General features: G+C 69.0%; 24 protein-coding genes. 13 read left to right on the forward strand and 11 right to left on the reverse strand.

The window, feature by feature from the left end:
- Positions 1-50 precede the first annotated feature (50 nt).
- Positions 51-527: a DUF2000 domain-containing protein gene (locus NQK81_RS09770; protein WP_257487939.1), complete on the reverse strand. Its 477-nt coding sequence runs from the start codon at positions 525-527 to the stop codon at positions 51-53.
- 103 nt (positions 528-630) lie between these two features.
- On the opposite strand from NQK81_RS09770, the gene NQK81_RS09775 reads away from it, so the two are divergent.
- On the forward strand, positions 631-1,098 hold the full coding sequence (locus tag NQK81_RS09775) for an Lrp/AsnC family transcriptional regulator (protein ID WP_034317178.1): 468 nt from the start codon (positions 631-633) through the stop codon (positions 1,096-1,098).
- Here the strand turns inward: NQK81_RS09775 and NQK81_RS09780 are convergent.
- From NQK81_RS09780 to NQK81_RS09795, 4 genes are all read right to left on the reverse strand, one after another.
- Complete coding sequence (locus NQK81_RS09780; RefSeq protein ID WP_192745445.1) at positions 1,095-1,652, reverse strand: sugar O-acetyltransferase; 558 nt, start codon at positions 1,650-1,652, stop codon at positions 1,095-1,097. The two genes, NQK81_RS09775 and NQK81_RS09780, sit on opposite strands and share 4 nt — an antisense overlap.
- A gap of 208 nt (positions 1,653-1,860) precedes the next feature.
- Complete coding sequence (locus NQK81_RS09785; RefSeq protein ID WP_257487940.1) at positions 1,861-3,018, reverse strand: DUF1996 domain-containing protein; 1,158 nt, start codon at positions 3,016-3,018, stop codon at positions 1,861-1,863.
- 203 nt (positions 3,019-3,221) lie between these two features.
- Complete coding sequence (locus NQK81_RS09790; protein ID WP_257487941.1) at positions 3,222-3,977, reverse strand: anti-sigma factor family protein; 756 nt, start codon at positions 3,975-3,977, stop codon at positions 3,222-3,224.
- Positions 3,974-4,525, reverse strand: coding sequence for a sigma-70 family RNA polymerase sigma factor (locus NQK81_RS09795; RefSeq protein WP_034317190.1), 552 nt, complete (start codon positions 4,523-4,525; stop codon positions 3,974-3,976). Before NQK81_RS09795 ends, NQK81_RS09790 begins: the two co-directional genes overlap by 4 nt.
- Before the next feature lie 225 nt (positions 4,526-4,750).
- On the opposite strand from NQK81_RS09795, the gene NQK81_RS09800 reads away from it, so the two are divergent.
- From NQK81_RS09800 to NQK81_RS09820, 5 genes are read left to right on the forward strand one after another with little or no spacing between them, the layout of a single operon-like run.
- A complete protein-coding gene (locus NQK81_RS09800; RefSeq protein ID WP_257487942.1) occupies positions 4,751-5,311 on the forward strand; it encodes a hypothetical protein in 561 nt (186 codons plus the stop codon).
- On the forward strand, positions 5,295-6,062 hold the full coding sequence (locus NQK81_RS09805; protein WP_257487943.1) for a DUF4142 domain-containing protein: 768 nt from the start codon (positions 5,295-5,297) through the stop codon (positions 6,060-6,062). The genes NQK81_RS09800 and NQK81_RS09805 overlap by 17 nt, the downstream gene beginning before the upstream one ends.
- Positions 6,055-6,660, forward strand: a complete 606-nt coding sequence (locus NQK81_RS09810; RefSeq protein ID WP_257487944.1) for a ferric reductase-like transmembrane domain-containing protein — start codon at positions 6,055-6,057, stop codon at positions 6,658-6,660. Before NQK81_RS09805 ends, NQK81_RS09810 begins: the two co-directional genes overlap by 8 nt.
- Positions 6,661-6,678: 18 nt before the next feature.
- Entirely contained in the window at positions 6,679-6,915 is a 237-nt protein-coding gene (locus NQK81_RS09815; RefSeq protein WP_007033644.1) for a ferredoxin, read from the forward strand.
- Positions 6,908-8,230 carry an NAD(P)/FAD-dependent oxidoreductase gene (locus NQK81_RS09820; protein ID WP_257487945.1) on the forward strand — a complete coding sequence of 441 codons (1,323 nt, stop codon included), beginning with the start codon at positions 6,908-6,910 and terminating at the stop codon, positions 8,228-8,230. The genes NQK81_RS09815 and NQK81_RS09820 overlap by 8 nt, the downstream gene beginning before the upstream one ends.
- A 505-nt stretch (positions 8,231-8,735) precedes the next feature.
- Here NQK81_RS09820 and NQK81_RS09825 read toward each other — a convergent pair.
- Positions 8,736-9,185, reverse strand: a complete 450-nt coding sequence (locus tag NQK81_RS09825) for a winged helix-turn-helix transcriptional regulator (protein ID WP_257487946.1) — start codon at positions 9,183-9,185, stop codon at positions 8,736-8,738.
- A gap of 46 nt (positions 9,186-9,231) precedes the next feature.
- On the opposite strand from NQK81_RS09825, the gene NQK81_RS09830 reads away from it, so the two are divergent.
- Positions 9,232-10,395 carry an MFS transporter gene (locus NQK81_RS09830; RefSeq protein ID WP_371878862.1) on the forward strand — a complete coding sequence of 388 codons (1,164 nt, stop codon included), beginning with the start codon at positions 9,232-9,234 and terminating at the stop codon, positions 10,393-10,395.
- Here NQK81_RS09830 and NQK81_RS09835 read toward each other — a convergent pair.
- The 4 genes from NQK81_RS09835 to NQK81_RS09850 are packed head-to-tail and all read right to left on the reverse strand — an operon-like array spanning position 10,379 to position 14,015.
- Complete coding sequence (locus NQK81_RS09835) at positions 10,379-11,530, reverse strand: acetyl-CoA C-acetyltransferase (RefSeq protein ID WP_257487947.1); 1,152 nt, start codon at positions 11,528-11,530, stop codon at positions 10,379-10,381. The two genes, NQK81_RS09830 and NQK81_RS09835, sit on opposite strands and share 17 nt — an antisense overlap.
- Positions 11,523-12,125, reverse strand: coding sequence for a TetR/AcrR family transcriptional regulator (locus NQK81_RS09840; protein ID WP_034317213.1), 603 nt, complete (start codon positions 12,123-12,125; stop codon positions 11,523-11,525). The genes NQK81_RS09835 and NQK81_RS09840 overlap by 8 nt, the downstream gene beginning before the upstream one ends.
- A 7-nt stretch (positions 12,126-12,132) precedes the next feature.
- Complete coding sequence (locus NQK81_RS09845) at positions 12,133-12,900, reverse strand: SDR family oxidoreductase (protein ID WP_257487948.1); 768 nt, start codon at positions 12,898-12,900, stop codon at positions 12,133-12,135.
- The gene (locus tag NQK81_RS09850) at positions 12,897-14,015 is read right to left on the reverse strand and encodes an acyl-CoA dehydrogenase family protein (protein WP_257487949.1); all 1,119 of its coding nucleotides are present in this window, start codon (positions 14,013-14,015) and stop codon (positions 12,897-12,899) included. Before NQK81_RS09850 ends, NQK81_RS09845 begins: the two co-directional genes overlap by 4 nt.
- Positions 14,016-14,246: 231 nt before the next feature.
- On the opposite strand from NQK81_RS09850, the gene NQK81_RS09855 reads away from it, so the two are divergent.
- From NQK81_RS09855 to NQK81_RS09880, 6 genes are read left to right on the forward strand one after another with little or no spacing between them, the layout of a single operon-like run.
- A complete protein-coding gene (locus NQK81_RS09855) occupies positions 14,247-15,737 on the forward strand; it encodes a FadD3 family acyl-CoA ligase (RefSeq protein WP_257487950.1) in 1,491 nt (496 codons plus the stop codon).
- Entirely contained in the window at positions 15,734-16,567 is an 834-nt protein-coding gene (locus tag NQK81_RS09860; protein ID WP_257487951.1) for an enoyl-CoA hydratase, read from the forward strand. Before NQK81_RS09855 ends, NQK81_RS09860 begins: the two co-directional genes overlap by 4 nt.
- A complete protein-coding gene (locus NQK81_RS09865) occupies positions 16,567-17,700 on the forward strand; it encodes an acyl-CoA dehydrogenase family protein (RefSeq protein ID WP_257489729.1) in 1,134 nt (377 codons plus the stop codon). The genes NQK81_RS09860 and NQK81_RS09865 overlap by 1 nt, the downstream gene beginning before the upstream one ends.
- Positions 17,697-18,626, forward strand: coding sequence for an acyl-CoA dehydrogenase family protein (locus NQK81_RS09870; protein ID WP_257487952.1), 930 nt, complete (start codon positions 17,697-17,699; stop codon positions 18,624-18,626). Before NQK81_RS09865 ends, NQK81_RS09870 begins: the two co-directional genes overlap by 4 nt.
- Entirely contained in the window at positions 18,623-19,594 is a 972-nt protein-coding gene (locus NQK81_RS09875) for an acyl-CoA dehydrogenase family protein (RefSeq protein WP_257487953.1), read from the forward strand. The genes NQK81_RS09870 and NQK81_RS09875 overlap by 4 nt, the downstream gene beginning before the upstream one ends.
- Before the next feature lie 4 nt (positions 19,595-19,598).
- Complete coding sequence (locus NQK81_RS09880) at positions 19,599-20,006, forward strand: HIT family protein (RefSeq protein ID WP_257487954.1); 408 nt, start codon at positions 19,599-19,601, stop codon at positions 20,004-20,006.
- Here NQK81_RS09880 and NQK81_RS09885 read toward each other — a convergent pair.
- Positions 19,997-20,902 carry an RNA polymerase subunit sigma-70 gene (locus tag NQK81_RS09885; protein WP_257487955.1) on the reverse strand — a complete coding sequence of 302 codons (906 nt, stop codon included), beginning with the start codon at positions 20,900-20,902 and terminating at the stop codon, positions 19,997-19,999. The two genes, NQK81_RS09880 and NQK81_RS09885, sit on opposite strands and share 10 nt — an antisense overlap.
- Positions 20,903-20,952: the final 50 nt, after the last annotated feature.

Consider the following 20,952-nt stretch of genomic DNA (forward strand, 5'->3'; position numbering starts at 1 on the left):
GGTTAGAACCCGAATCGCCACTCACGACCACCTGGACCGAAGGCCTACGGTCAAGGCATCAGGGGCAGTTTCCCGACCAGTTTGTCGATCCGGTTGCGCGGGCCGACGATGCCGATCGCGCAGAAGTCCATCTCTTCGGTCGGGATCTCCTTCATCGTCGCGAGGAAGTCGGTGTAGACGCGGATCTGCTGGGCGACGGCGGGCATGTCGGCGACGTGACAGCCCGGCGACGCGGCCGCCTTGGCACGGATGTCCCGGAGCCTCCCGGCGTCGGCCGACAGGATCGAGCAGCCGGCCCAGGGCAAACCCGTGTAGTGCTCGCCGCCGGCGTCGACCGCTTCATCTCCCAAGAGCCCGGTGACCCCCTGCGCGGTGGCGACGGCGGTGCAGACCGCCGCGTTGACCGCGCGTCCCGGCGGCAGTTCGCTGTTGACCACGATCACCCACTTCAACCGGGCCGACCGCGTGGACGCGGTGAAGTCGATCTCCTCGGGGGCGAATCCGATGGCCGTACCGTGCTCGGACATTCAGCTGGTCTCCTGCTCACTTCAACGGATGAACAAGGCCAAGCTAGGAGGACATACGAGTAGAGTCCACCGCGTTCGTACTTAATACGGCGAGAGGGTCGAGATGGCGCGACTGGACGAACTTGATAAGGCGATCCTGGCGCAATTGCAGTCGGACGCACGGAAGACCAACCGCGAGGTGGCCGCCGCGGTGGGCGTTTCGCCGACCACCGCGCTGGACCGCACCCGCGGCCTGCGGGAACGCGGCGTGATCCGCGGCGCGCTGCTGGACGTGGACCTGCCGTCGATCGGCCGCGGGGTGCAGGCGCTCATCGCGGTGCGGGTGCGGCCGCCCTCGCGGCGCAACATCGAAGGCTTCCGGAACTGGGTCAACGCGCTGCCCGACCTCGTCGGGCTCTACGTGACCACCGGGACCGAGGATTTCATCCTGCATGTGGCGGTGCCCGACAACGACAGCCTCTACGCCTTCGTGATCGACAAGCTGACCGAACGCCCCGAGGTGGCCGACGTGCGCACCTCCATGGTGTTCGAGCACAGCAGGCGCACCAAGATCACACCGGTGGACCGCTAGAGCTCGCGGATGACGCGGGCCGGGTTGCCCGCGGCGAACACCTTCGACGGCAGGTCACGCGTGACGACGCTGCCCGCGCCCACCACCACGTCGTCCCCGATGGTCACTCCCGCGCACACGATGACGCCGCCGCCGAACCAGACGTTGTCCCCGATGGTGATCGGCGCGGCGGATTCCCAGCGCTGCCGCCGCAGTTCGTGGTCCTCCATGGGATGCAGCGCGGTCAGCAGCTGGCAGCGCGGGCCGATCGAGCAGTCCGAGCCGATCCTGATCGGCGCGCAGTCGAGCAGGATGGCGTCGTAGTTGAGGAAACTGTTGGCGCCGATCTCGATCAGATAGCCGTAGTCGCACTGGAACCGCGGCATGATCCACGAGCCCTCGCCGAGCTTTCCCAGCAGTTCGCGCAGGATCGTGTCCCGCTCACCGGTCTCCTCGGCGCCCGTGCCGTTGAACCGGTCGACGAGTGCCTGCGCGCGCCTGCGGTCCGCGACCAGTTCGGGGTCGTTGTCCCGGTACAGTTCGCCGCGCAGCATGCGGTCCTTCTGCTCACCCATGCCGCCAACCTACCGAAAAGCGTCCTGCCGGCGAGCCTCCCGGGGAGACCGCCGACAGGACGGGGTGAATGCTTGCGGAGCGTTCTTCAGTTGTGTCGATCGGTTTCCGGGTAGGGCCGGCCCGGCGGGTGGGTGAGGTGTAGGGGGGACCCGCCGGGCCGGAGTATCTTCCTTTCTCTTCGCAGGTTCCTGCTTCCGCTTCAGGGCGTCATTCGCGGCACTGACGGCCTTCGTTGACGCAGTCGACGAGCCGGTCCATGATCCGGTCCGGCATCACGTTCGCGAAATCGTCGTGGTCGGAGAAGGGGTTGTGGTCCTCGTCGGGGAACGAGTCCACTTTGTACTGACCGTTGACCTGGATCTGCCGGGGGATCTCGTAGGTCAGCGAGATGGTGAGCTCCGGGACGGCGGTCAGGCCGTTCGCGCATTCACCGTTCTCGTCCGGGTACTTGATGTGGTCGCGGTGGTTTTCGCTGTCGATGTTGTCGCCGTCGAGACAGCTCGGGAACGTGTGCACCCGCTTGACGTCGCTGCCTTCGGGGCAGATCGGGTACTGCTTGATGAGCCTGTTCTCGAAACCGGTGCAGGTCCAGCTCTCCCGCGCGTTGGCGGGCCCGTTGGCGCTGACTTTCGCGTCACCGTAAAGGATACGGAGGAACTTCGGCATCTCCTTCACCTTCTCCCGGGCGTTGCCCTTGAAGGTGATGTCGACGACCGCGGGGCGCTGGATCTCCCCGTCGTTGCCGGCGAGTTCGTTGTCCGCGTTCGGCTCCTCCAGCTGAGCCTGATCCTGCTCGTCGTTCCGCTGGTTCTGGTCGTCCTGGTTCCGCTGCTGGTTCCGGTCACCGTCGCGGTTCTGGTCCCGGCCGCCCTGCCGCTGCTCCTGGTTCTGCCCGCCTTGCCGCTCCGCGGCTTCCTCGGCGGTGTCGATCCGCACCACCGGCCAGAAGTACGTCGACTCGTCGCCGTTGCGGCAGGTGGTGCCGGCGCCGAGCAGGCTGTCGTTGTCCGAATCCGCGTTCGTGGAAAGGTTTCCGACGTAATCGTGCAGATGCTGGGCGCCGTTGCGCACACCCGGCTGCGCGATGAAGTTGTCGGGATTGAAATGCCCGTTCTCGTTCCGGCCACAGTCGACGGTGAACGAACCGGTGGAGGCGTTCCGGCCCGGCTCCGGCTTCTCGACGTTCGGCCGGACCTTGGTGATGTCCACGAACTGCGACTTGTCCACCTCGTCCGCGGCGGCGCGTTCGGGGTCGCCGGTCGTGGTGGACACCACCAGGGCTCCGACCGCGATCGACAGGCCCAGCAACGCGGTCGCGATCTTGGTCCTGCGGGCGATCCGATGGCGCCCTTGATTTCGTGCCATTAGCTGCTCACCTCATTCGTTTCCGGGCACGCCGAAAACTCGCACCCGGGCATGAGCCACGCATTAGTCGAATACGGGAATTCACCGAATTCGCGGCGAACCCTTCTGTTCGCCCGCCGGTCCAGATCCGGCTACTGGGGAATACGGCTCCGGCCGGGGACCGGTTCAAAACGCGATCCGGCCGTTATCTTTCCGTTATATGACTACCGGCGCACGATGGCCAGCACGATGCCGTCCCGCTTGTGGACCTCGAAGCGTTCGATGTCGGCCTTCCGCAGCGCCGTCGAACCGGTGATGACGAGGGGCGCGGGGGAACCGGGCACGCCGTAGCCCTTGGCCGGCACGCTCCAGTTGTTGACGACGTAGGCCTCTCCGCCGTGGGAGTAGGCGAAAAGCTGGCAGGTCATCGGGCCGACGAGACCGCGCAGTTCGAGCTCGACGGCGCTGCCCCATTCCTTCTCCTGCACCGTGACCTCGGCGGCGACCGCGTTGCCCGCCTCGGACCAGCCGAACGGGGCGGCGCCGCCGTCCGGCCCCGTCTCGCGTTCCCGCGACGACGACGGAGGCGGCACCACCGACGTGACGACGGTGGGCGCGGCCTGCGTCACGACCGGTTCACGGTCGGTGAGCGAAAGGACGGCGAGCGGCCCGCCGACGACGAGCACGAGCACGGCGGCGGCCGTGGCGAGCCGGACGACCTTGCGGCGACGACCCGCCTTCGCCGCGTCCGCGAGCAGCATCCGCAGCACCCGCGGACCCGGGCCCTTGACGGGCGGATCCGGCCAGCTCTTCTTGACCATGTCGAGGATGTCGGGCAGGTGGTACATCTCCACCAGCTCGACCTGACAATCGGGGCACTCCAGCAGATGCGCTTCGAACCTGGCGTGGTCCTCCTCGCCGAGGACGCCGAGCACGTAGGCGGCGATGTCCGTGTGGACGGTTCCGGACACCTCGCTCACCCCCGCTCCTGCAGCGCCCTGCGCAACGCGCGCACAGCGTGGTGGATCCGCGATTTCACCGTACCCGGCGGGACTCCGAGCGTGGCCGCGACCTCGTTCACGGTGCGGTCACGAAGATAGGTCTGCTGAACGGCCTCGCGTTGTTCCGGGGAAAGATTGCGCAGGGCCTCGTAAACGATCATGGCCGCGAGCGTCTTCTCCGATTCGTCCGGCACTCCGATCGAATCCGACTCCAGTTCCTCCACCTCTTGAGGGCGGGCGCTCCGGCTCCGCCAGCCGTCGATGACGATGCGCCTGGCCACGGTGAACAGCCAGGCGCGCAGCATTTCCGGCTGCCGGTCGAGTTTGCCGGCGTTGCGCCACGCCTTGATGAGCGTCTCCTGGACCACGTCCTCGGCCCACTGGCGATCGTGGCCGGTCAGCTTCAGCACGAACGCCATCAGGCTGGACCCGAACTCCTGGTACAACGCCCTGATGAGGTCGTCATGCCCGTTCGACGCGGGTTCATGATCGACGATTGGCTGCAGTATCCGAGAGTGGCGTCCCACGCGGCACATCTTTGTGGGCTCGGGGGCGATAAGTCCAGAGCGAAAGTTTTTTGAACCGTTTCCCGCCCGTGACCGTATCCCCTACCGAAGACCCCGACCCGGCGCTGTCCCCCGCACCGCCGAATCCACTGTGGATCATGACTGTCCATAGTGGACCTGAACCTGCCTGCACACCATCTCCCCGCGGTGATGGCGTTCTCCTCTGGCCCCGACAGGAGGATTTCCGTGAACCCCGTGTCACGCTCGGTCATACCTCTTTCCCTCACCTTGGCCGCGGTCGCGCTGACCGCCGCCTGCACCACCGGTACCGCGGGACCGAACGGTTCTCCGGGCGCGGCTCCCGCCGCCGGAGCGGCGCAGATCCCCGGGATGCCCGATCCCGCTGCCGAACCCGCCCCCGGTGTCACGGCGGCGATCCTGTTCGACCTCGGGCCGATCGTCACCGACACCAACGGTTTCACGCTGTACCGCTACGACAAAGACACGGTGAATCCGCCGAAGTCGAATTGCACGGAAACCTGCGCGCGGACCTGGATTCCCGCCAAGTCCGGCGGCGACCTCGTGGTCACCGGGATCGACCGCGCCCTGGTCGGCGCCGTGACCAGGGACGACGGCACCGAGCAGATCACGCTCGCGGGCTGGCCGCTGTACCGCAACGTGAACGACGCGATGCCCGGCAACACCGGCGGGCAAGGCATCGACGACGCATGGTTCCCCGCCAAGCCGGACGGCACGAAAGTGCTGCTCACCGCGGACACCTGGCAGGCCGATGACCTCGGCATCTGATCTCCCCAGACCCGTCCGCCCGCTTCTCGTCCTGCTGACGGCGGCCACGGTGAGCCTGTTCGGCCCGGTCGGCGAAGCGCACGCCCAAGAACTCTCCGCCGCGGACAAGAACCTGATCGTCAACGTCAAACTGGCCGGGCTGTGGGAAATGCCCGCCGGGATGTGGGCGCAGGAACGCGGGAAGAGCAAGCGGACCCGTGAAGTCGGCCGGACGCTGATGATCGACCACGGCAGGCTCGACACCGCGACGCACGCCATCGCCGACCGGTTCGGCGTCGCGCTGCCGTCCGAGCCCTCGGATCAGCAGTCCGCGTGGCTCGGCGAGATGAAGGCCGCCCGCGACGACAGCGAGTTCGACCGGATCTTCGCGAACCGGCTCCGGTACGCGCACGGGATCCTGTTCCCCGTCATCGCGCAGGTCAGGGCCGGTACCCGCAACGACGTCGTCCGCGACTACGCCACGACGGCCAACCAGGCGGTGCTGCGGCATATGACCCTGCTGGAGAGCACCGGTGTCGTCGACCAGTCGCTGATGCCCGAGGCCCCGGTGCCGCAGTCGAACTCGGCCAACGCCGCGATGGACGTCGGCTTCGGCGACTTCGCCCTCGGCCTGCTGCTCACGGTGGTGCTCGGCGGCGGACTGTTCTACGCCCTCCGGACAGTGCGCGGCAAGAACACCCGGACCCGCGACCGCGCGGCCGCCGCCGAACCGGCCCCGGTTCCCAGTGCCCCAGGAGAGATCAATGTATGACCAGTGGTCCGAGGTGGTGATCGTGCTGACCCAGAAATCGGACACCGACACCGGTATCAAGGGCATGGCGCAGACCTCCGCCCGGATCTCGTACGGCTTCATGTGCCTCACCCTGTGCTGGGGCGTGCTCACCGCGACCGGCTGGATCAAGTCGCTGACCGGGCGGAAGGCCCTGCGCAACTCGCATATGGTGCTCGGCATCCTGACGTTGTCGTTCGGCGTCGTGCACGCGATGTCGTTCCTGTTCCTGCCCGACGGTTTCACCCTCGCGCAGGTCACGATCCCGCTCCTGCCGGGCACCCTGGCGCGGCACGAACTCGGTGTCATCGGGCTCGAAGTCATGCTCGCCGTCGCGCTGACCGGCGGGATCAGCCGCTTCAGTTCCTACCGGCGCTTTCTGTGGATCCACCGGCTCGCCTATCCGGCGGTCGCGATCACCGCGCTGCACGCGTTCTTCGGCGCCATGGCCAACGGGCATCTCGGCCTGCTGTGGTTCGGCGGGATCACGCTGCTGGTCCCCGCGGTGGTGCTGACCGCGCTGCGGTTCACGCCGACCCGCTACCTGGAACGGCTGGGCCTGGTCGAGGAACTGGTCTGACGACTTGGAGAACGAGAAATGATCTTCGGAAGCATCCGGCGCGGCACCCGCGTCAGCGTCGACAACGAGCGGTGCGAGATCTTCGGCTTCTGCGAGATGGAGGCGCCGTCGACGTTCAAGATCGGCCCGGACGGCAAGCTCCGCATCCGCCGGATGGTCGACCGGGACGGCCTGGACCAGGCCATCTCCGCCGCCCGGCTCTGCCCGAAACAAGCCATCAGAGTCAAGGGAGAAGGAGCGTACGACGATGAGTGACGGAGATCGGATCGTCATCGTCGGCGCGGGCGTCGCCGGCCTCCGCTCGGCGGAACGGTTGCGGGAACTGGGTTTCGACGGCGAGATCGTGCTCGTCGGCGACGAGCCGCGGAAGCCGTACCACCGGCCGATGGTGTCGAAGGAGCTCATCACCGGCGGGGTGAAACCGGTGGCCACGAGCCTGGAGCCGTACGTCGACCTGGACGTCCACTGGCGGCTCGGCACCCGTGCGACCTGGCTCGACAGCAAGGAGCGCACCGTCCACCTGCCGGGTGGGGAATCCCTTTGGTACGACGGGTTGATCATCGCGACCGGCGTCTATCCCCGCCATCTTCCCGGATCGCCGCGCCACGACCCCCGGGTCCGGGTGCTGCGCACCGTCGAGGATTCACTGGCCGTCCGGCGGGCTTTGGGGAACAGCAACAAATCCGTCGTGGTGATCGGCAGCGGCCTGATCGGGAACGAGTTCGCCGCGTCGATGCGGTACATGGGCCGCGACGTCACGCTCATCGGGCACGCGAAGGCGCCCTTGCACCGCTTCGGGGAGCGGATCGCTTCGGCGCTCACCAAGGAACATCAGCACCATCGCGCCAAGCTGGCGATGAACACCGAGGTGCGGAACTGGATCAGCACCAAGGAGACGGTGGGACTGCATCTGACCAACAACCAGTTCCTGGTGGCCAGCTGCGTGGTGCTCTCGATCGGCAGCGTGCCGGCCGTGGACTGGCTGCGCGGGTCGGAGCTGACCATCGACGACGGCGTGCTGTGCGAAGCGACCCTGTTCGCCGTCGGGGCGGAAGACGTCGTGGTCGCCGGCGACGTCGCGAAGTGGCCGAACCTGCGGATCGACGAGACGCCGCGGCGGGTCGAGCACTGGATGAACGGCGTCGAATCCGGGCGCGCGGCGGCGGAAAGCCTGATGCTGGGCCGCGGCAACGCGCGGCCGTACACGCCGCTCCCCCGCGCCTGGTCGTCGCTGTACGACGCGCGGTTGCAGACCGTGGGGATGCCGTCGCTGGGCAGGGACACGATCGAACTCTCCGACGGGGTCACCGGTTTCGTCCGCGACGGCAGGCTGATCGGCGCGGCGGGCTGGGACCGGCCGAAGGCGATGATCCACTGGACCGCCGAACTCGACCGGCGGCTGCCGGTGCCCGAGCCGGTGTTCCCCTCCCCCGCCGCTCCTTCGCCGGCGGAGACGCCGATCGGGGAGGACATCCTGGCCCCGTTCGAGCGGGACTTCCTGTCCGAGACGCCGACCGAGGCCGTTCCCGCGCCGGAAAGGATGCCCTGGGCTCGCGTTCCCGCCGGGTGACCCGGGATCGCGAACGGACCGGGGCCGCGCGCGGCGGCCGCGGTCCCCTCAGGTGGCGGTGGGTCGCTGGGCCTCCGCGCCCACCGCCACCCCCTGGGGACGCCGGGAGGTACCGGGACCGACGGTGATTCGGGCTCCGCCGGGTACCGCCCTCCGGGCTCCCCGCTTCCGGTCGGGGCCCTTCCAGGCCTGACTCACCTGGAAGGGCCCCGATCCATGACTGCCGAAGGCCCTCGATCCATGGCCTCGTGAGTGGCAAGGATGTTCTCTTGAGAGGTAGGGCAAAACCGCCTGCTGGAGGGGCGGTCCGCTCGTGGACCGGCGGCGTTCGTGTCGCGAAAGCCACTTTCGGGACATCACACGTCTCGAAAGTGGCTTTCGCGACATACCCCGAACCACCTGGGCAGGCCGCTGACGACGCGAAAGCCACTTTCGCAACCTTCAACGTTGCGAAAGTGGCTTTCGCAACACCGCTTTCCCGCGGCGCTCATGAACTCGTGAGTGGCTAGGACGGCGCCTTCACGACCACGGTGTCCTCCGGCCCGACGACACGCCCGTCCGAAGCGCGGATCTCCAGCTCCCGCAACGGAAGCCCGCCGTCGCGGTCCACCAGTTCCGAACGCGGCTCGCCCTCGGCGAAGAAATGCGCCTCGCCCCATTGCCGCAGCGCGACGATCACCGGGAACAGGTCGCGCCCCTTCGGCGTCAGGACGTACTCGCTGTACGTGCTCCCGTCCGAAGCGGGGACCATGTCGAGCACCCCGTGTCCGACGAGCGCCCGCAGCCGCGCGGACAGGATGTTCTTCGCGACACCGAGGCTGCGCTGGAACTCCCCGAAGCGGCGGACGCCGTCGAAGGCGTCGCGCACGATCAGGAGTGACCACCAGTCGCCGATCGTGTCGACCGAGCGCGCCACCGGGCACGAAGCTTCGTCGAACGTCGTCCGCTTGACCATGGTTGCATCTTACTACCGAACTCCTCTACCGTCCGTTGGTAGCAACTTGAAACCATCTGGAGGGTTCGTGCACCGCGGTGTCGTCCTGTTGTTCGCCGTGGCCGCCGGGACGGCCGTCGCCACGATCTACTTCGCGCAGCCGTTGCTCGTCACGATGGGCGCCGACCTCGGCATCGCCACGTCGACCGTCGGCGGCATCGTCACGCTCACCCAGCTCGGCTACGGCCTCGGCCTGTTCCTGCTGGTCCCGCTCGGTGATCTGCTCGACCGGCGGCGGCTCGTCACCGGCCAGCTGGCCCTGCTGGCGATCGCCGAACTCGTCGCCGCGACGGCCGCGAACGGCTTGGTGCTGTTCGCCGGGATGGCGGCGATCGGTGTGCTCGCCGTCGTCACGCAACTCCTGGTCGCGTTCGCCGCGTCGCTCGCGGAACCCGGCGAACGCGGCCGCGTGGTCGGTCTCGTGACGACCGGAGTCGTCCTCGGGATCCTGCTCGCGCGCACGGTGTCCGGCACGCTGGCCGATCTCGCGGGCTGGCGCGCGGTGTACGTCGTGTCCGCGGGCGTGACCGTCCTGATCGCGATCGTGCTGTATCGCGTACTTCCCGCCACGCCCCCGGGAAAGTCCATGGACTACGGGCGGCTGCTGCGTTCCACGTGGTCGCTTTTCGTCGAGGAGCCCGTCTTCCGGACGCGCGGCATGCTCGCGCTGCTGATCTTCGCCGCGTTCGGCACCTTGTGGAGCTCGGTCGCCCTGCCACTCACCGAGGACGGCCTGTCGCACACCGCCATCGGCACGTTCGGGCTGGCCGGGGCCGCGGGCGCGCTGGCGGCGGCACCGGCCGGACGGCTCGCCGATCGCGGCCGCGCGCGGTGGACGACCGGTCTCGCCCTCGGCCTGCTCCTGGTTTCCTGGATACCGCTGGGTTTCACCCGCTCGTCACTGTGGGCGCTGGCGGCGGGCGCGATCCTGCTCGACCTCGCCGTCCAGGCCGTGCACGTCACGAGCCAGACCCTGATCTACCCGCTGCGGCCGGACGCCGGCAGCAGGCTGATCGGCGGGTACATGATCTTCTACTCCGTCGGCAGCGGCCTGGGCGCCATCGGCTCGACCGCCGTTTACGCCGTCGCGGGCTGGACCGGCGTCTGCCTGCTCGGTGCGGCGTTCAGCGCGGCGGCGCTCGCGGTGTGGAGTGTCAGAGACGCTCGATGATCGTGACGTTCGCCGTTCCGCCGCCCTCGCACATCGTCTGCAACCCGTAGCGCCCGCCTCGCCGCTCGAGTTCGTGCAGCAGGGTCGCGAACAGCTTCGTACCGGTCGCCCCGATGGGGTGGCCGAGCGCGATCCCGCCGCCGTTGACGTTGACGCGGTCCGGATCGGCGCCGGTCTCCTCGATCCACGCCAGGACGACACTCGCGAACGCCTCGTTGACCTCGAACAGGTCGATGTCGTCGATGCTCAGCCCGGTCTTCCGCAGCGCGTGCGCGGTCGCCGGGATGGGCCCGGTCAGCATCCACACCGGATCCGCCGCCCGCACGGAAAGGTGATGGATCCGGGCGCGCGGGGTGAGACCGTGGTCCTCGACGAACTTCTCCGACGCGATGAGCGTCGCGCTGGCGCCGTCCGAGATCTGGCTGGCCACGGCGGCGGTGATCCGCGAACCCTCGCTCAGCGGTTTCAGCCCGGCCATCCGTTCCAACGTGGTGTCGCGCCTGGGCCCCTCGTCCAGGGCGGCACCGGCGAACGGCGCGATCTCGGCGGCGAACCGGCCTTCGTCGATGGCCGCGATCGCGCGCTGATGGCTGCGGAAGGCGAACTCCTCCATCGCCTCACGGGTCAGATCCCAGTGTTCGGCGATCATGTCGGCACTGCGGAACTGCGACACCTCGACGCTGCCGTACCGCTCCTGCCAGCCCTTCGAGCCGGAAAACGGGTCCTCGAAGCCGTACTCGCGTCCGGCCAGCATGGCCGCGCTGATCGGGATGGCGCTCATGTTCTGCACGCCGCCGGCTAGGACGAGGTCCATCGTCCCGGACAGCACCGCCTGCGCGGCGAAGTGCACGGCCTGCTGGCTCGACCCGCATTGCCGGTCGATCGTCACGCCCGGCACGTGGTGCCCGAAACCCGCCGCGAGCCACGCCGTGCGCGCGATGTTCCCGGACTGCGGGCCGAGCGTGTCGCAGCAGCCGAGGATGACGTCGTCGACCAGGTCGGCCTCGACGCCGGTCCGCTCGACCACGGCCTGGATGACGTGCGCACCGAGATCGGCGGAGTGGGCACCGCTGAGCGCTCCCCCGCGTTTGCCGACCGGGGTCCTGACCGCATCCAGGACATAAGCTTCAGCCACGCCGCCTCCTCTTGGTCGCGATGCCGTCCAGCAGGATCCCGAGGTACTGCTGCGCGACGTCGTCCGCGCTCAGCGTGCCGCCGGGGTTGTACCAGCGCACCGCCACCCAGACGGTGTCGCGGATGAACCGGTAGGTGAGTTCGACGTCGAGATCCTCGCGGAACACGCCCGCCGCGATGCCGTCGGTGAGGATCCCGTTCCACAGTTTGCGGAATTCGGTGTTGCGATCGTTGAGGTAGTCGAACCGCGGCAACTGCATGAGGTGTTTCGCCTCGGACTGGTAGATCGCCACCTCGGCGGGCCGCCGGTGAATGGATTCGAACGACGCCACCACGACCGCTTCGAGCGTTTCCCGCGGGCCCTTCCCTTCCGCGACGATCTCGGCGTAGGCGCCGAAGAGTTCGTCGAGGAATCCGGTGAGGATCTCGTCGGCCATCGACTCCTTCGAGTCGAAATGGTGATAGAGACTCCCCGAAAGGATGCCCGCCGCGTCCGCGATGTCCCGCACGGTGGTGGAGACGTACCCGCGCTCGGCGAACAGCTTCGCCGCCAGGGCGAGCAGTTCGGCGCGGCGGGACCCGGGGCTGGCTTTCATTACTACCTCACGCATGCTGGGAACTCACGGACACGACCTCACCGGTGAGGTACGACGAGTACTCACTGGCGAGGAACACCATCACATTCGCCACTTCCCACGGTTCCGCCGCCCTCCCCGAGACCTCGCGCGCGGTGAGTTCGGTGAGCAGTTCCTCGCTGGTCACCTTGGCCAGGAAGGGATGCATCGCCAGGCTCGGCGCGACGGCGTTGACCCGGATGCCGTGTTCGGCGACGTCGACGGCCGAACACCGGGTGAGCGCCATGACCCCCGCCTTCGCGGCCGCGTAGTGGGCCTGCCCGGCCTGCGCGCGCCAGCCGATCACCGACGCGTTGTTGACGATCACCCCGCCGTCGCCTTGGGCGATGAACCGGTTCACCGCGGCCCGCGTCGCCCGGAACGTGCCATTGAGGGTCACGTCGATGACTCGCGCCCACTCGTCGTCCGTCATGTCCACAATGGACTTCGTGCCACCGAGCCCGGCGTTGTTGATCAGCACGTCGATCCGGCCGTAGTGCGCCGCGGCCCCGTCGATGAGCGCCCGCACCTGGTCTTCCTGGGTGACGTCGCAGGGGATCGCGTGGACGTCGCCGAGTTCGGCCGCCTTCTCACCGAGGCGCCGCTCGTGCCAGTCACTGATCACGACGCGGGCGCCTTCCTCCAACGCGCGTTTCGCCACCGCGGAACCGATCCCGGTGCCGGCCGCCGCCGTCACCACGACCACCTTGTCCCGCAGGAGGTTCGCCCCCTCGGGGTACTTCGGCACCGGGATCACGGGCGTACCTCCCTTGGCAGGCCGAGCACCCGCTCGGCGATGACGTTGCGCTGGATCTCGTTGGAGCCGCCGTAGATCGTGTCGGCCCGGGTGAACAGGAACAGCCGTTGCCAGGCGTCGAGCCCGTCTTCCGCGAGCATGCCCCGCGCGCCGCGGACGAGCATCGCGAGCTCCCCGAGGCCACGGTGCCAGTTCGCCCAGACCAGTTTGGACACTTCCGCCACGCCGGGCGACGAGTCCCCGAGCGTGCGGATCGCCTGCGCCCGCATGACCTCCAGGCCGACCCAGGCGCGGTCGATCCGTTCGGCGATCACCGGGTCGTCCGGCGCGATCCTGGTGAGTTCTTCGAGTTCCCGGCGGAACCCGACCTGTTGCCCCAGCGTCGCGACGCCGCGCTCGAACGCGAGCGTGCCCATCGCCACCCGCCAGCCGTCGCCGGGTTCGCCGACGACGAGGTCTTTCGCGGTTCGGGCGCCGTCGAAGAAGACTTCGTTGAACTCGGAGGTCCCGGTGAGCTGCTGGATCGGGCGGACCTCGACGCCGGGCTGGTTCATCGGGACGAGCAAATAGGACAGTCCTTTGTGGCGTTTCGAGCCGGGTTCGGTGCGGGCCAGCACGAAACACCAGTCGGCCACGTGGGCGAGCGACGTCCACACCTTCTGGCCGTTCAGCACCCACTCGTCGCCTTCGAGGGTCGCCGTGGTCGACACCGCGGCGAGGTCGGATCCGGCACCGGGTTCGGAATAACCCTGGCACCACAGTTCCTCGACGGCCACGATCGGCGGCAGAAACCGCTTCTGCTGTTCCGGCGTGCCGAACGCGATCAGGGTCGGGCCGAGGAGTTCCTGCGCCAGGTGACTGACCCTCGCCGGTGCGCCCGCTCGCGCGTACTCCTCGTGGAACACGACCTGCTGTTCGAGTGTCGCGCCCTGTCCGCCGTGCTCGACCGGCCAGCCGACGCAGGTCCAGCCCGCCGCGGCGAGCCGCCGCTCCCACTCCACGCGTTCGTCGAAGGCTTCGTGCTCCCGGCCGGGACCGCCCAAACCGCGCAGTTCCGGCGGCAGGTTCTCCGCCAGCCAGGTGCGCACACGGTCACGGAAACCGTCTTGGGCCACGCCTGCCTCCTCTAGCCAAACCAGAGCCTGCTGCGTAGGCTACCCTACCAAGCACTTGCTAGGGAGAAAGGATTCCGGCTCCGCTGCATCCAGTGACACCAGAGCGCGCGCCCCTGGCCTGCAGGCCCCGCGATCGGGCGCCCTCGTCGAAGAAGTGAGATTTCCGCCTGCTTCGCCCTGGCGACACGATCGCGGACGCGCGCGGACTGGCGGACAGCTAGGGAGACTTCGATGACTGAAGGAACCATCCCGGCGGCGCTCGACAGGGCCGCGGAGCGCTTCGCCGCGCGGGAGGCGCTGGTCGACGGCGAAGTCCGGCTCACCTACGCCGAACTCGCCCGCCGGGTGCGCCAGGCCGCGCGGTTCTTCGAGGGCCACGCGCGGGTCGCGATCTGCTCCCCCAACACCTGGCACTGGGTCGTCGCCGGGCTCGGCGCGCTGTACGCCGGAGCGACGCTGATCCCGGTCAACACCCGCTTCACCGCCCGCGAGACCGTCGACGTCCTCGAGCGCGCGAACGTTTCCGCGCTGGCGATCACCGGCACGTTCCTCGGCACGGACCGGCTGGCGGACCTCGGCCCTTCCCGCCCCGGCACCGTCCTGCGCATCCCGGTCGAAGGCGCGGAGGGACCGGTCGAGGGCGTGACGGAATGGGCCGCGCTCGCCGGTCTCGACAGCGACTTCGTCAGTCCCGCGAAACCGGACGACGTCAGCGACATCCTGTTCACGTCCGGGACCACCGGCCGCAGCAAGGGCGCGATGAGCAGCCACCGGCAGGCGCTGAGCGTCGCCGAAGCCTGGGCCGAGTGCGGCGGGCTGACCGAGGAAGACCGCTATCTCGTCATCAACCCGTTCTTCCACAGCTTCGGTTACAAGGCGGGGATCCTCGCCGCCATCCTGCGTGGCGCGACGATCCTGCCGCAACGCACCTTCGACGTCCGGGAAACCCTGCGCCTCGTCGAAACCGAGCGGATCACCGTGCTGCCCGGCGCGCCGACGATCTACCAGGTCCTGCTGGACGCACCCGAACGCGCGAACCGCGATCTGTCCAGCCTCCGGCTCGCCGTCACCGGGGCGGCGACCGTGCCGGTCGCGTTGGTCGAGCAAATGCGGACGGAGCTGGGTTTCGACACCGTGCTCACCGCGTACGGGCTCACCGAAGCCGTGGTGGCCACGATGTCCCGCCCCGAAGACGACGCGAAACTGGTGGCTCATTTCTCCGGCCGGGCGACAGCGGGCTTCGAGGTGAAACTCGGCGAACTCGGCGAGGTCCTGCTGCGCGGGCCGAACGTGATGCTCGGTTACCTCGACGATCCGGACGCCACCGCGGAAGCCATCGACGCCGAAGGGTGGTTGCACACCGGCGACGTCGGGGTGCTCAACGAGCGCGGCTACCTGCGGATCGTCGACCGGATCAAGGACATGTACGTCTGCAAGGGGTTCAATGTCTACCCGGCCGAGATCGAGCAGGCGCTCGGCTGGCTGGACGGCGTGGCGGAATCCGCGGTGGTCGGTGTTCCCGACGCGGTGTACGGCGAGGCGGGCAAGGCCTACATCCGGCTCCGTCCCGGCGCCGAACTGTCCACTGAGGACGTCTTGGCGCACTGCAAAAGCAATCTGGCCAACTACAAGCTCCCCCGATACATCGAGTTCGTGGCGGAGCTGCCGCGGAATCTGTCGGGGAAGGTGCTGAAACGCGTGTTGCGGGAGGAGAACGGATGACCGTCGAGTACGAGCGACGCGGGCCGGTGGCCGTCGTCACGATGAACCGGCCGGAGTACCGGAACGCGCAGAACTCGGCGATGACCTACGCGCTCGACGCGGCGTTCACCCGCGCCGTCGACGATCCCGAGGTCAAGGTGATCGTGCTGGCCGGCGCCGGAAAGCACTTCTCCGCCGGGCACGACATCGGGACGCCGGAGCGCGACGTGGACGTCTCGTTCGAGCGCAAGGCGGTCCTATGGTGGGACCATGTCGGCGCCGAGGGCGGCGATCAGCGGTTCGCCCGCGAGTCCGAGGTCTATCTCGGCATGTGCCGCCGGTGGCGCGAGATCCCGAAGCCGACCATCGCGAGCGTGCAGGGCGCGTGCATCGCGGGCGCCCTGATGCTGGCGTGGGTCTGCGACATGATCGTCGCCTCCGACGACGCGTTCTTCGCCGATCCCGTGGTGCGCATGGGCATCCCCGGTGTCGAGTACTTCGCGCACCCCTGGGTCCTCGGGCCGCGCGCGGCCAAGGAGGTGCTGTTCACCGGTGAGCGCTTCACGGCGCAGCAGGCCAAGGAATGGGGCATGCTGAACCACGTCGTCCCGCGCGCCGATCTCGAAACCGAGACGATGGCGCTGGCGGAGAAGATCGCGGTGATGCCGCGGATGGGGCTCGCGCTCGCCAAGAAGGCCGTCAACCAGGCTGAAGACCTGATGGGCCTCCGGTCCGGAATGGACTCCGTGTTCGGGCTGCACCACTTCGCGCACGCGCACAACGCCGAGGTCTCCGGCGGTGACTCGCTCGGCGGCCAGGACGCGCGCTCGATGCGGGACGCGAGTTCATGATGAACCTCGATCTGGACGAGCGGACCCTCGCCCTCCGTGACGAAGCACGTGCCTGGCTCGCCGCCAATGTTCCCGCCGAGCCGCTGAAGTCGTTCGACACCGTCGAAGGGTTCGCGCAGCACCGCGAGTGGGAATCCCGGTTGGCCGACGCCCGCTGGTCGGTCGTCTCGTGGCCGCGCGAGTTCGGCGGGCGGGACGCGAGCCTGCTGGAGTGGGTGCTGTTCGAGGAGGAGTACTACGCGGCGGGTGCGCCGTTGCGGGTCAACCAGAACGGCATCTTCATGCTCGCACCCACGCTGTTCTCCCATGGCACGGAAGAACAGCAGGCCCGCATCCTGCCGAAGATGGCGCGCTCCGAGGAGGTCTGGGCGCAGGCATGGTCGGAACCCGAGGCGGGCAGCGACATCGCCGCGCTGCGCAGCACCGCGACCCGCTGCGACGGCGGCTGGCGGGTCAGCGGGCAGAAGACGTGGAGCTCGCGGGCCACGTTCGCCGACCGCGCGTTCGGCCTGTTCCGCAGTGACCCGGAGTCGGTGCGGCACAAGGGACTCACCTATTTGATGGTGGATCTGCGCGCCGAGGGCGTCACCGTCCGGCCGATCCCCCAGCTGGACGGTGAACCGGGGTTCGCCGAGATCTTCTTCGAGGACGTCTTCGTCCCCGACCAGGACGTCATCGGCGCGCCGGGTGAGGGGTGGCGGGTCGCGATGACGACCGCGAACAACGAGCGCGGCCTGTCCTTGCGCAGTCCCGGCCGGTTCCTCGCCGCGGCCGACCGGCTGGTCTCGCTCTGGCGGGACGCCGGTCGGCCGGCGCACACCGCGGACCGGGTCGCCGACGCGTGGATCGGTGCGCGGGCCTATCAGCTGTACACCTTGGGCACGGTCACCCGGCTTTCCGACGGCGCCGAGCTCGGCCCGGAATCGAGTGTCAACAAGCTGTTCTGGTCGCACCTCGACGTCGCCCTGCACGAAACGGCGCTCGACATCCTCGGTCCGGACGCCGAACTGCGGGGCGCCTGGAGCGACGGCTGGCTGTTCTCCCTGGCCGGGCCGATCTACGGCGGGACCGACCAGATCCAGCGGTCCATCGTCGCCGAACGACTGCTCGGCCTGCCGAAGGGGGCTCGATGAGGTTCGCATTCTCCGGCGAGCAGGAGCAGTTCTCCCGCAGCCTGCACGATCTACTGTCCGGTGTGGACACCGATTCGGCGAACCGCTCCTGGGCGGCGGGCGATCACGGCCCCGGCCTCAAGATCTGGCGGCGGCTGGCTGAACTCGGCGTGACCGCGCTGGCGGTCCCCGAGAAGTACGACGGTCTCGGCGCCACACCGGTGGATCTGGCCGTCGGCTTCGAACGGCTCGGTTACCACTGCGTTCCCGGGCCGTGGACCGACACCGTGGCCGTCCTGCCGTCCCTGCTCGACGACGAACTGCTGACTTCGGTCGCGTCCGGCGAGACGCTGGCGTCAGTGGCTTTCGCGCCGCACGTGCCGTACACCCTGGATTCCGACGTCGCGGACGCGCGGCTCGCCGTCGAGAACGGCAGGCTGCGCGCGTTCACCCCCGGCGCACTTTTGTCCTCTGTGGACGGTTCGCGCCGGCTGTACCCGCCGGTGACCGGGGACGACCTCGGCTCGGCGCTCGATGCGGAGCGCGCGTTCGAACTGGGCTGTCTCGTCACCGCGGCGCAACTCCTCGGCGCGGGACGATGGCTGCTCGACACGTCCGTCGCCTACGCCGCGCAACGCAAGCAGTACGGGCGAGAGATCGGCGGGTACCAGGCGATCAAACACCTGCTCGCCGACGTCGCGACCGCGCTCACGCTGGCCGAACCGCTGCTGTTCGGCGCGGCCGTCACCCTGGACCGGCGCGACGTCTCCGCGGCCAAGGTGGCATGCGGCGATGCCGCGCACCTCGCCGCGCGGACCGGGCTCCAGGTGCACGGCGCGATCGGCTACACCGCGGAACACGCGCTCGGCCTGCGGCTGACCAGGGTCCGCGCGCTGGTCGGCGCGTGGGGCACGCCGCGGTTCCACCGGGAGCGGGTGCTGTCATGACGTTCACCGCCGAGCAGGACGCGCTGCGTGACAGCGTGCGGAAACTGCTGGACCGGGAAGCGGATCCCTGGCCCGAGCTGTGCGAGCAGATCGGCGTGGCGGCGCTGGCCGTTCCCGAGCGGTTCGGCGGGCTCGGCGCCGGGACCACGGAACTGCAGGTGGTCGCCGAAGAACTGGGCAGGGTCCTCGCCGACGTCCCGTTCCTCGGCTCGGCCGTGCTCGCCGTGCACGCCGTCCTGGCCACGGGCAACGACGAGGCTTGCGAACGGCTGCTCCCCCGCCTCGCCGAAGGGGTCGTCGGCGCGGTGGCCTGGACCGACGCCGAAGGTCGCTGGGATGCTCCTGCCTGCCGCGTCGACGATTCCGTGGTGGAAGGTGAGGCGCACTACGTCCTCCATGGCGACGAGGCCGAGATCCTTCTGGTCGTGGCCGGCGATTCGCTGTACGAAGTCACCGATGCGCGGCGGGAGCGGACTCCGGCGATGGACGAAACCCGGCGGCTCGCGCGGGTTCGTTTCGACGGTGCCCCCGCCCGGCTGATCGGCCCCGTCGACCTCGGCGTGCTGCGAGACGTCGCCTGTGCCGTCCTGGCCGCCGAACAGGCCGGAGCCGCGGCGCGGGCGTTCGAACTGACGGTGGAGTACAGCAAGCAGCGGCACCAGTTCGGCAGGCCGATCGGAGGATTCCAGGCGTTGAAGCATCGGATGGCCGATCTCCACGTCCTGGTGGAGACCGCGCGCTCGGCAGCCTATGCGGCTCCGGAGTCGAGCAGGCTGGCCGCGGTGGCGAAGGTGCACTGCTCGGAGGCGCTGGCGACGGTGGCGGGCGAGATGATCCAGCTGCACGGCGGGATCGCGATCACCTGGGAGCATCCGGCGCACCGCTATTTCAAGCGGGCGCATGGCGCGGCGCACCTGTTCGGCTCGCCTGGAGACCACCTCGGGCGGGTGCGGCCGCCGTTATCGTGAGCCGGTGGAGTGCGCGATCTGTGCCAAGCACCGTGGCGAAGGCCCGCTGGTGGGGCCCGTCGTCTGGGCCGACGACACGGTCGTCGTGTCGCACCGGCCCGGTGACTTCCCCGGTTATCTGTTCGTCGAAACCCGGCGGCATGTGGCGGCGCTGGACGAGCTGACCCCGGACGAGGTCACGGCGGTTTCGCAGGCGGCCTGGCGCGCGGCCAGGGGCCTGCGCGCGGAACTGGCTCCGGAGCACGTGTTCTCCGCCATCGCCGGGCGCGGCGTCGCTCATTTCCATCAGCACGTTTTCGTGCGGTACCAGGGAACGCCCTCGGAGCTCGGGTGGATGGACGGTCCCTCGTGGACGGGCGTGCCGGCCGCGGACATCCACGCGCTGTGCGGCCGTCTGGCGGGTCACTTCTGATCCAGGAACCGGGTGATGGCGCGGATGCGGTCACCGTCGAGGGTGAGGACCATCAGCCCGGCCGGTGTCTCACCGTGACGGCAGACGAAGGCGGGCTGGCCATTGGCACGCGTCGGGGTCATGGTGAAACCCTCCACGGGGACGGCCATGGTGACGCGGAGGAAGCCCGCGATCGCCTCGCGACCGTGGTACTCGTGCGGCGCCGGCGGCATGGCGAGCCAGGCGTCGTCGGTGAGCAGGCTGAGGACGCCGTCGAGGTCGCCCGCCGTGAACGCGTCGGCGAAGCGCCTGGTCAGCTCGCGTTCCCGCGGTGAGGGGCGGTGTGCCGTGCGGGCTCGATGCTTGTCGAGGGAGGCGCGGGCACGCTGGAGGATGCCTTTGACCGCCGTCTCGGTGGTGCCGAGCATGCTCGCGACCTCCCCGGCGGGGAAGCACAGGACGTCCCGCAGGACGAGCACGGCGGCTTGTCTCGGCGGGAGGAGCTGGAGTCCGGTGATGAAGGCGAGCTCGACGGCCTCCCTGGTGGTGTAGCGCGCTTCGGGGCCGGGCTCGCTGTCGGCGAGCTCGTCCGGATACGGCTGCAACCAGGTCACTTCACCGCGTCGGCTCGGCTCCGGCGGGTCGAACGGCGGCACCGGCTCTGGCGGGCGACGGCGGCCGGCGTCCCTCAGTGCGTTGAGGCAGCGGTTGGTGGCGATGCGGTACAGCCAGGTGCGAAACGATGAGCGCCCCTCGAAGCCGTCGAGGCCGCGCCAGGCGGCCAGGAGCGTCTCCTGTACGGCGTCCTCGGCGTCGGTGAGGGAGCCGAGGATCCGGTAACAGTGCAGGTGCAGCTCGTCCCGATAGGTGTCGGCGAGCTCGCGAAACCCCTGCTCGTCTGTCGCCCTGGTGCTCACTGACCGTTCCTTTCGCGGCGGGAGTGGTGTCTGACTGGGTGAAGACCGAC

Origin of the sequence: Amycolatopsis roodepoortensis (assembly GCF_024628825.1) — a bacterium.
GTDB lineage: Bacteria > Actinomycetota > Actinomycetes > Mycobacteriales > Pseudonocardiaceae > Amycolatopsis > Amycolatopsis roodepoortensis.

Bases quoted from the DNA above. Each gene is read 5' to 3' on its own strand.
- NQK81_RS09820 (WP_257487945.1), top strand. From the start codon at position 6,908: ATGAGTGACGGAGATCGGATCGTCATCGTCGGCGCGGGCGTCGCCGGC.
- NQK81_RS09805 (WP_257487943.1), top strand. From the start codon at position 5,295: ATGACCTCGGCATCTGATCTCCCCAGACCCGTCCGCCCGCTTCTCGTC.
- NQK81_RS09775 (WP_034317178.1), top strand. From the start codon at position 631: ATGGCGCGACTGGACGAACTTGATAAGGCGATCCTGGCGCAATTGCAG.
- NQK81_RS09770 (WP_257487939.1), bottom strand. From the start codon at position 527: ATGTCCGAGCACGGTACGGCCATCGGATTCGCCCCCGAGGAGATCGAC.
- NQK81_RS09810 (WP_257487944.1), top strand. From the start codon at position 6,055: ATGTATGACCAGTGGTCCGAGGTGGTGATCGTGCTGACCCAGAAATCG.
- NQK81_RS09865 (WP_257489729.1), top strand. From the start codon at position 16,567: ATGAACCTCGATCTGGACGAGCGGACCCTCGCCCTCCGTGACGAAGCA.
- NQK81_RS09860 (WP_257487951.1), top strand. From the start codon at position 15,734: ATGACCGTCGAGTACGAGCGACGCGGGCCGGTGGCCGTCGTCACGATG.
- NQK81_RS09815 (WP_007033644.1), top strand. From the start codon at position 6,679: ATGATCTTCGGAAGCATCCGGCGCGGCACCCGCGTCAGCGTCGACAAC.
- NQK81_RS09875 (WP_257487953.1), top strand. From the start codon at position 18,623: ATGACGTTCACCGCCGAGCAGGACGCGCTGCGTGACAGCGTGCGGAAA.
- NQK81_RS09785 (WP_257487940.1), bottom strand. From the start codon at position 3,018: ATGGCACGAAATCAAGGGCGCCATCGGATCGCCCGCAGGACCAAGATC.
- NQK81_RS09825 (WP_257487946.1), bottom strand. From the start codon at position 9,185: ATGGTCAAGCGGACGACGTTCGACGAAGCTTCGTGCCCGGTGGCGCGC.
- NQK81_RS09840 (WP_034317213.1), bottom strand. From the start codon at position 12,125: ATGAAAGCCAGCCCCGGGTCCCGCCGCGCCGAACTGCTCGCCCTGGCG.
- NQK81_RS09855 (WP_257487950.1), top strand. From the start codon at position 14,247: ATGACTGAAGGAACCATCCCGGCGGCGCTCGACAGGGCCGCGGAGCGC.
- NQK81_RS09870 (WP_257487952.1), top strand. From the start codon at position 17,697: ATGAGGTTCGCATTCTCCGGCGAGCAGGAGCAGTTCTCCCGCAGCCTG.
- NQK81_RS09780 (WP_192745445.1), bottom strand. From the start codon at position 1,652: ATGGGTGAGCAGAAGGACCGCATGCTGCGCGGCGAACTGTACCGGGAC.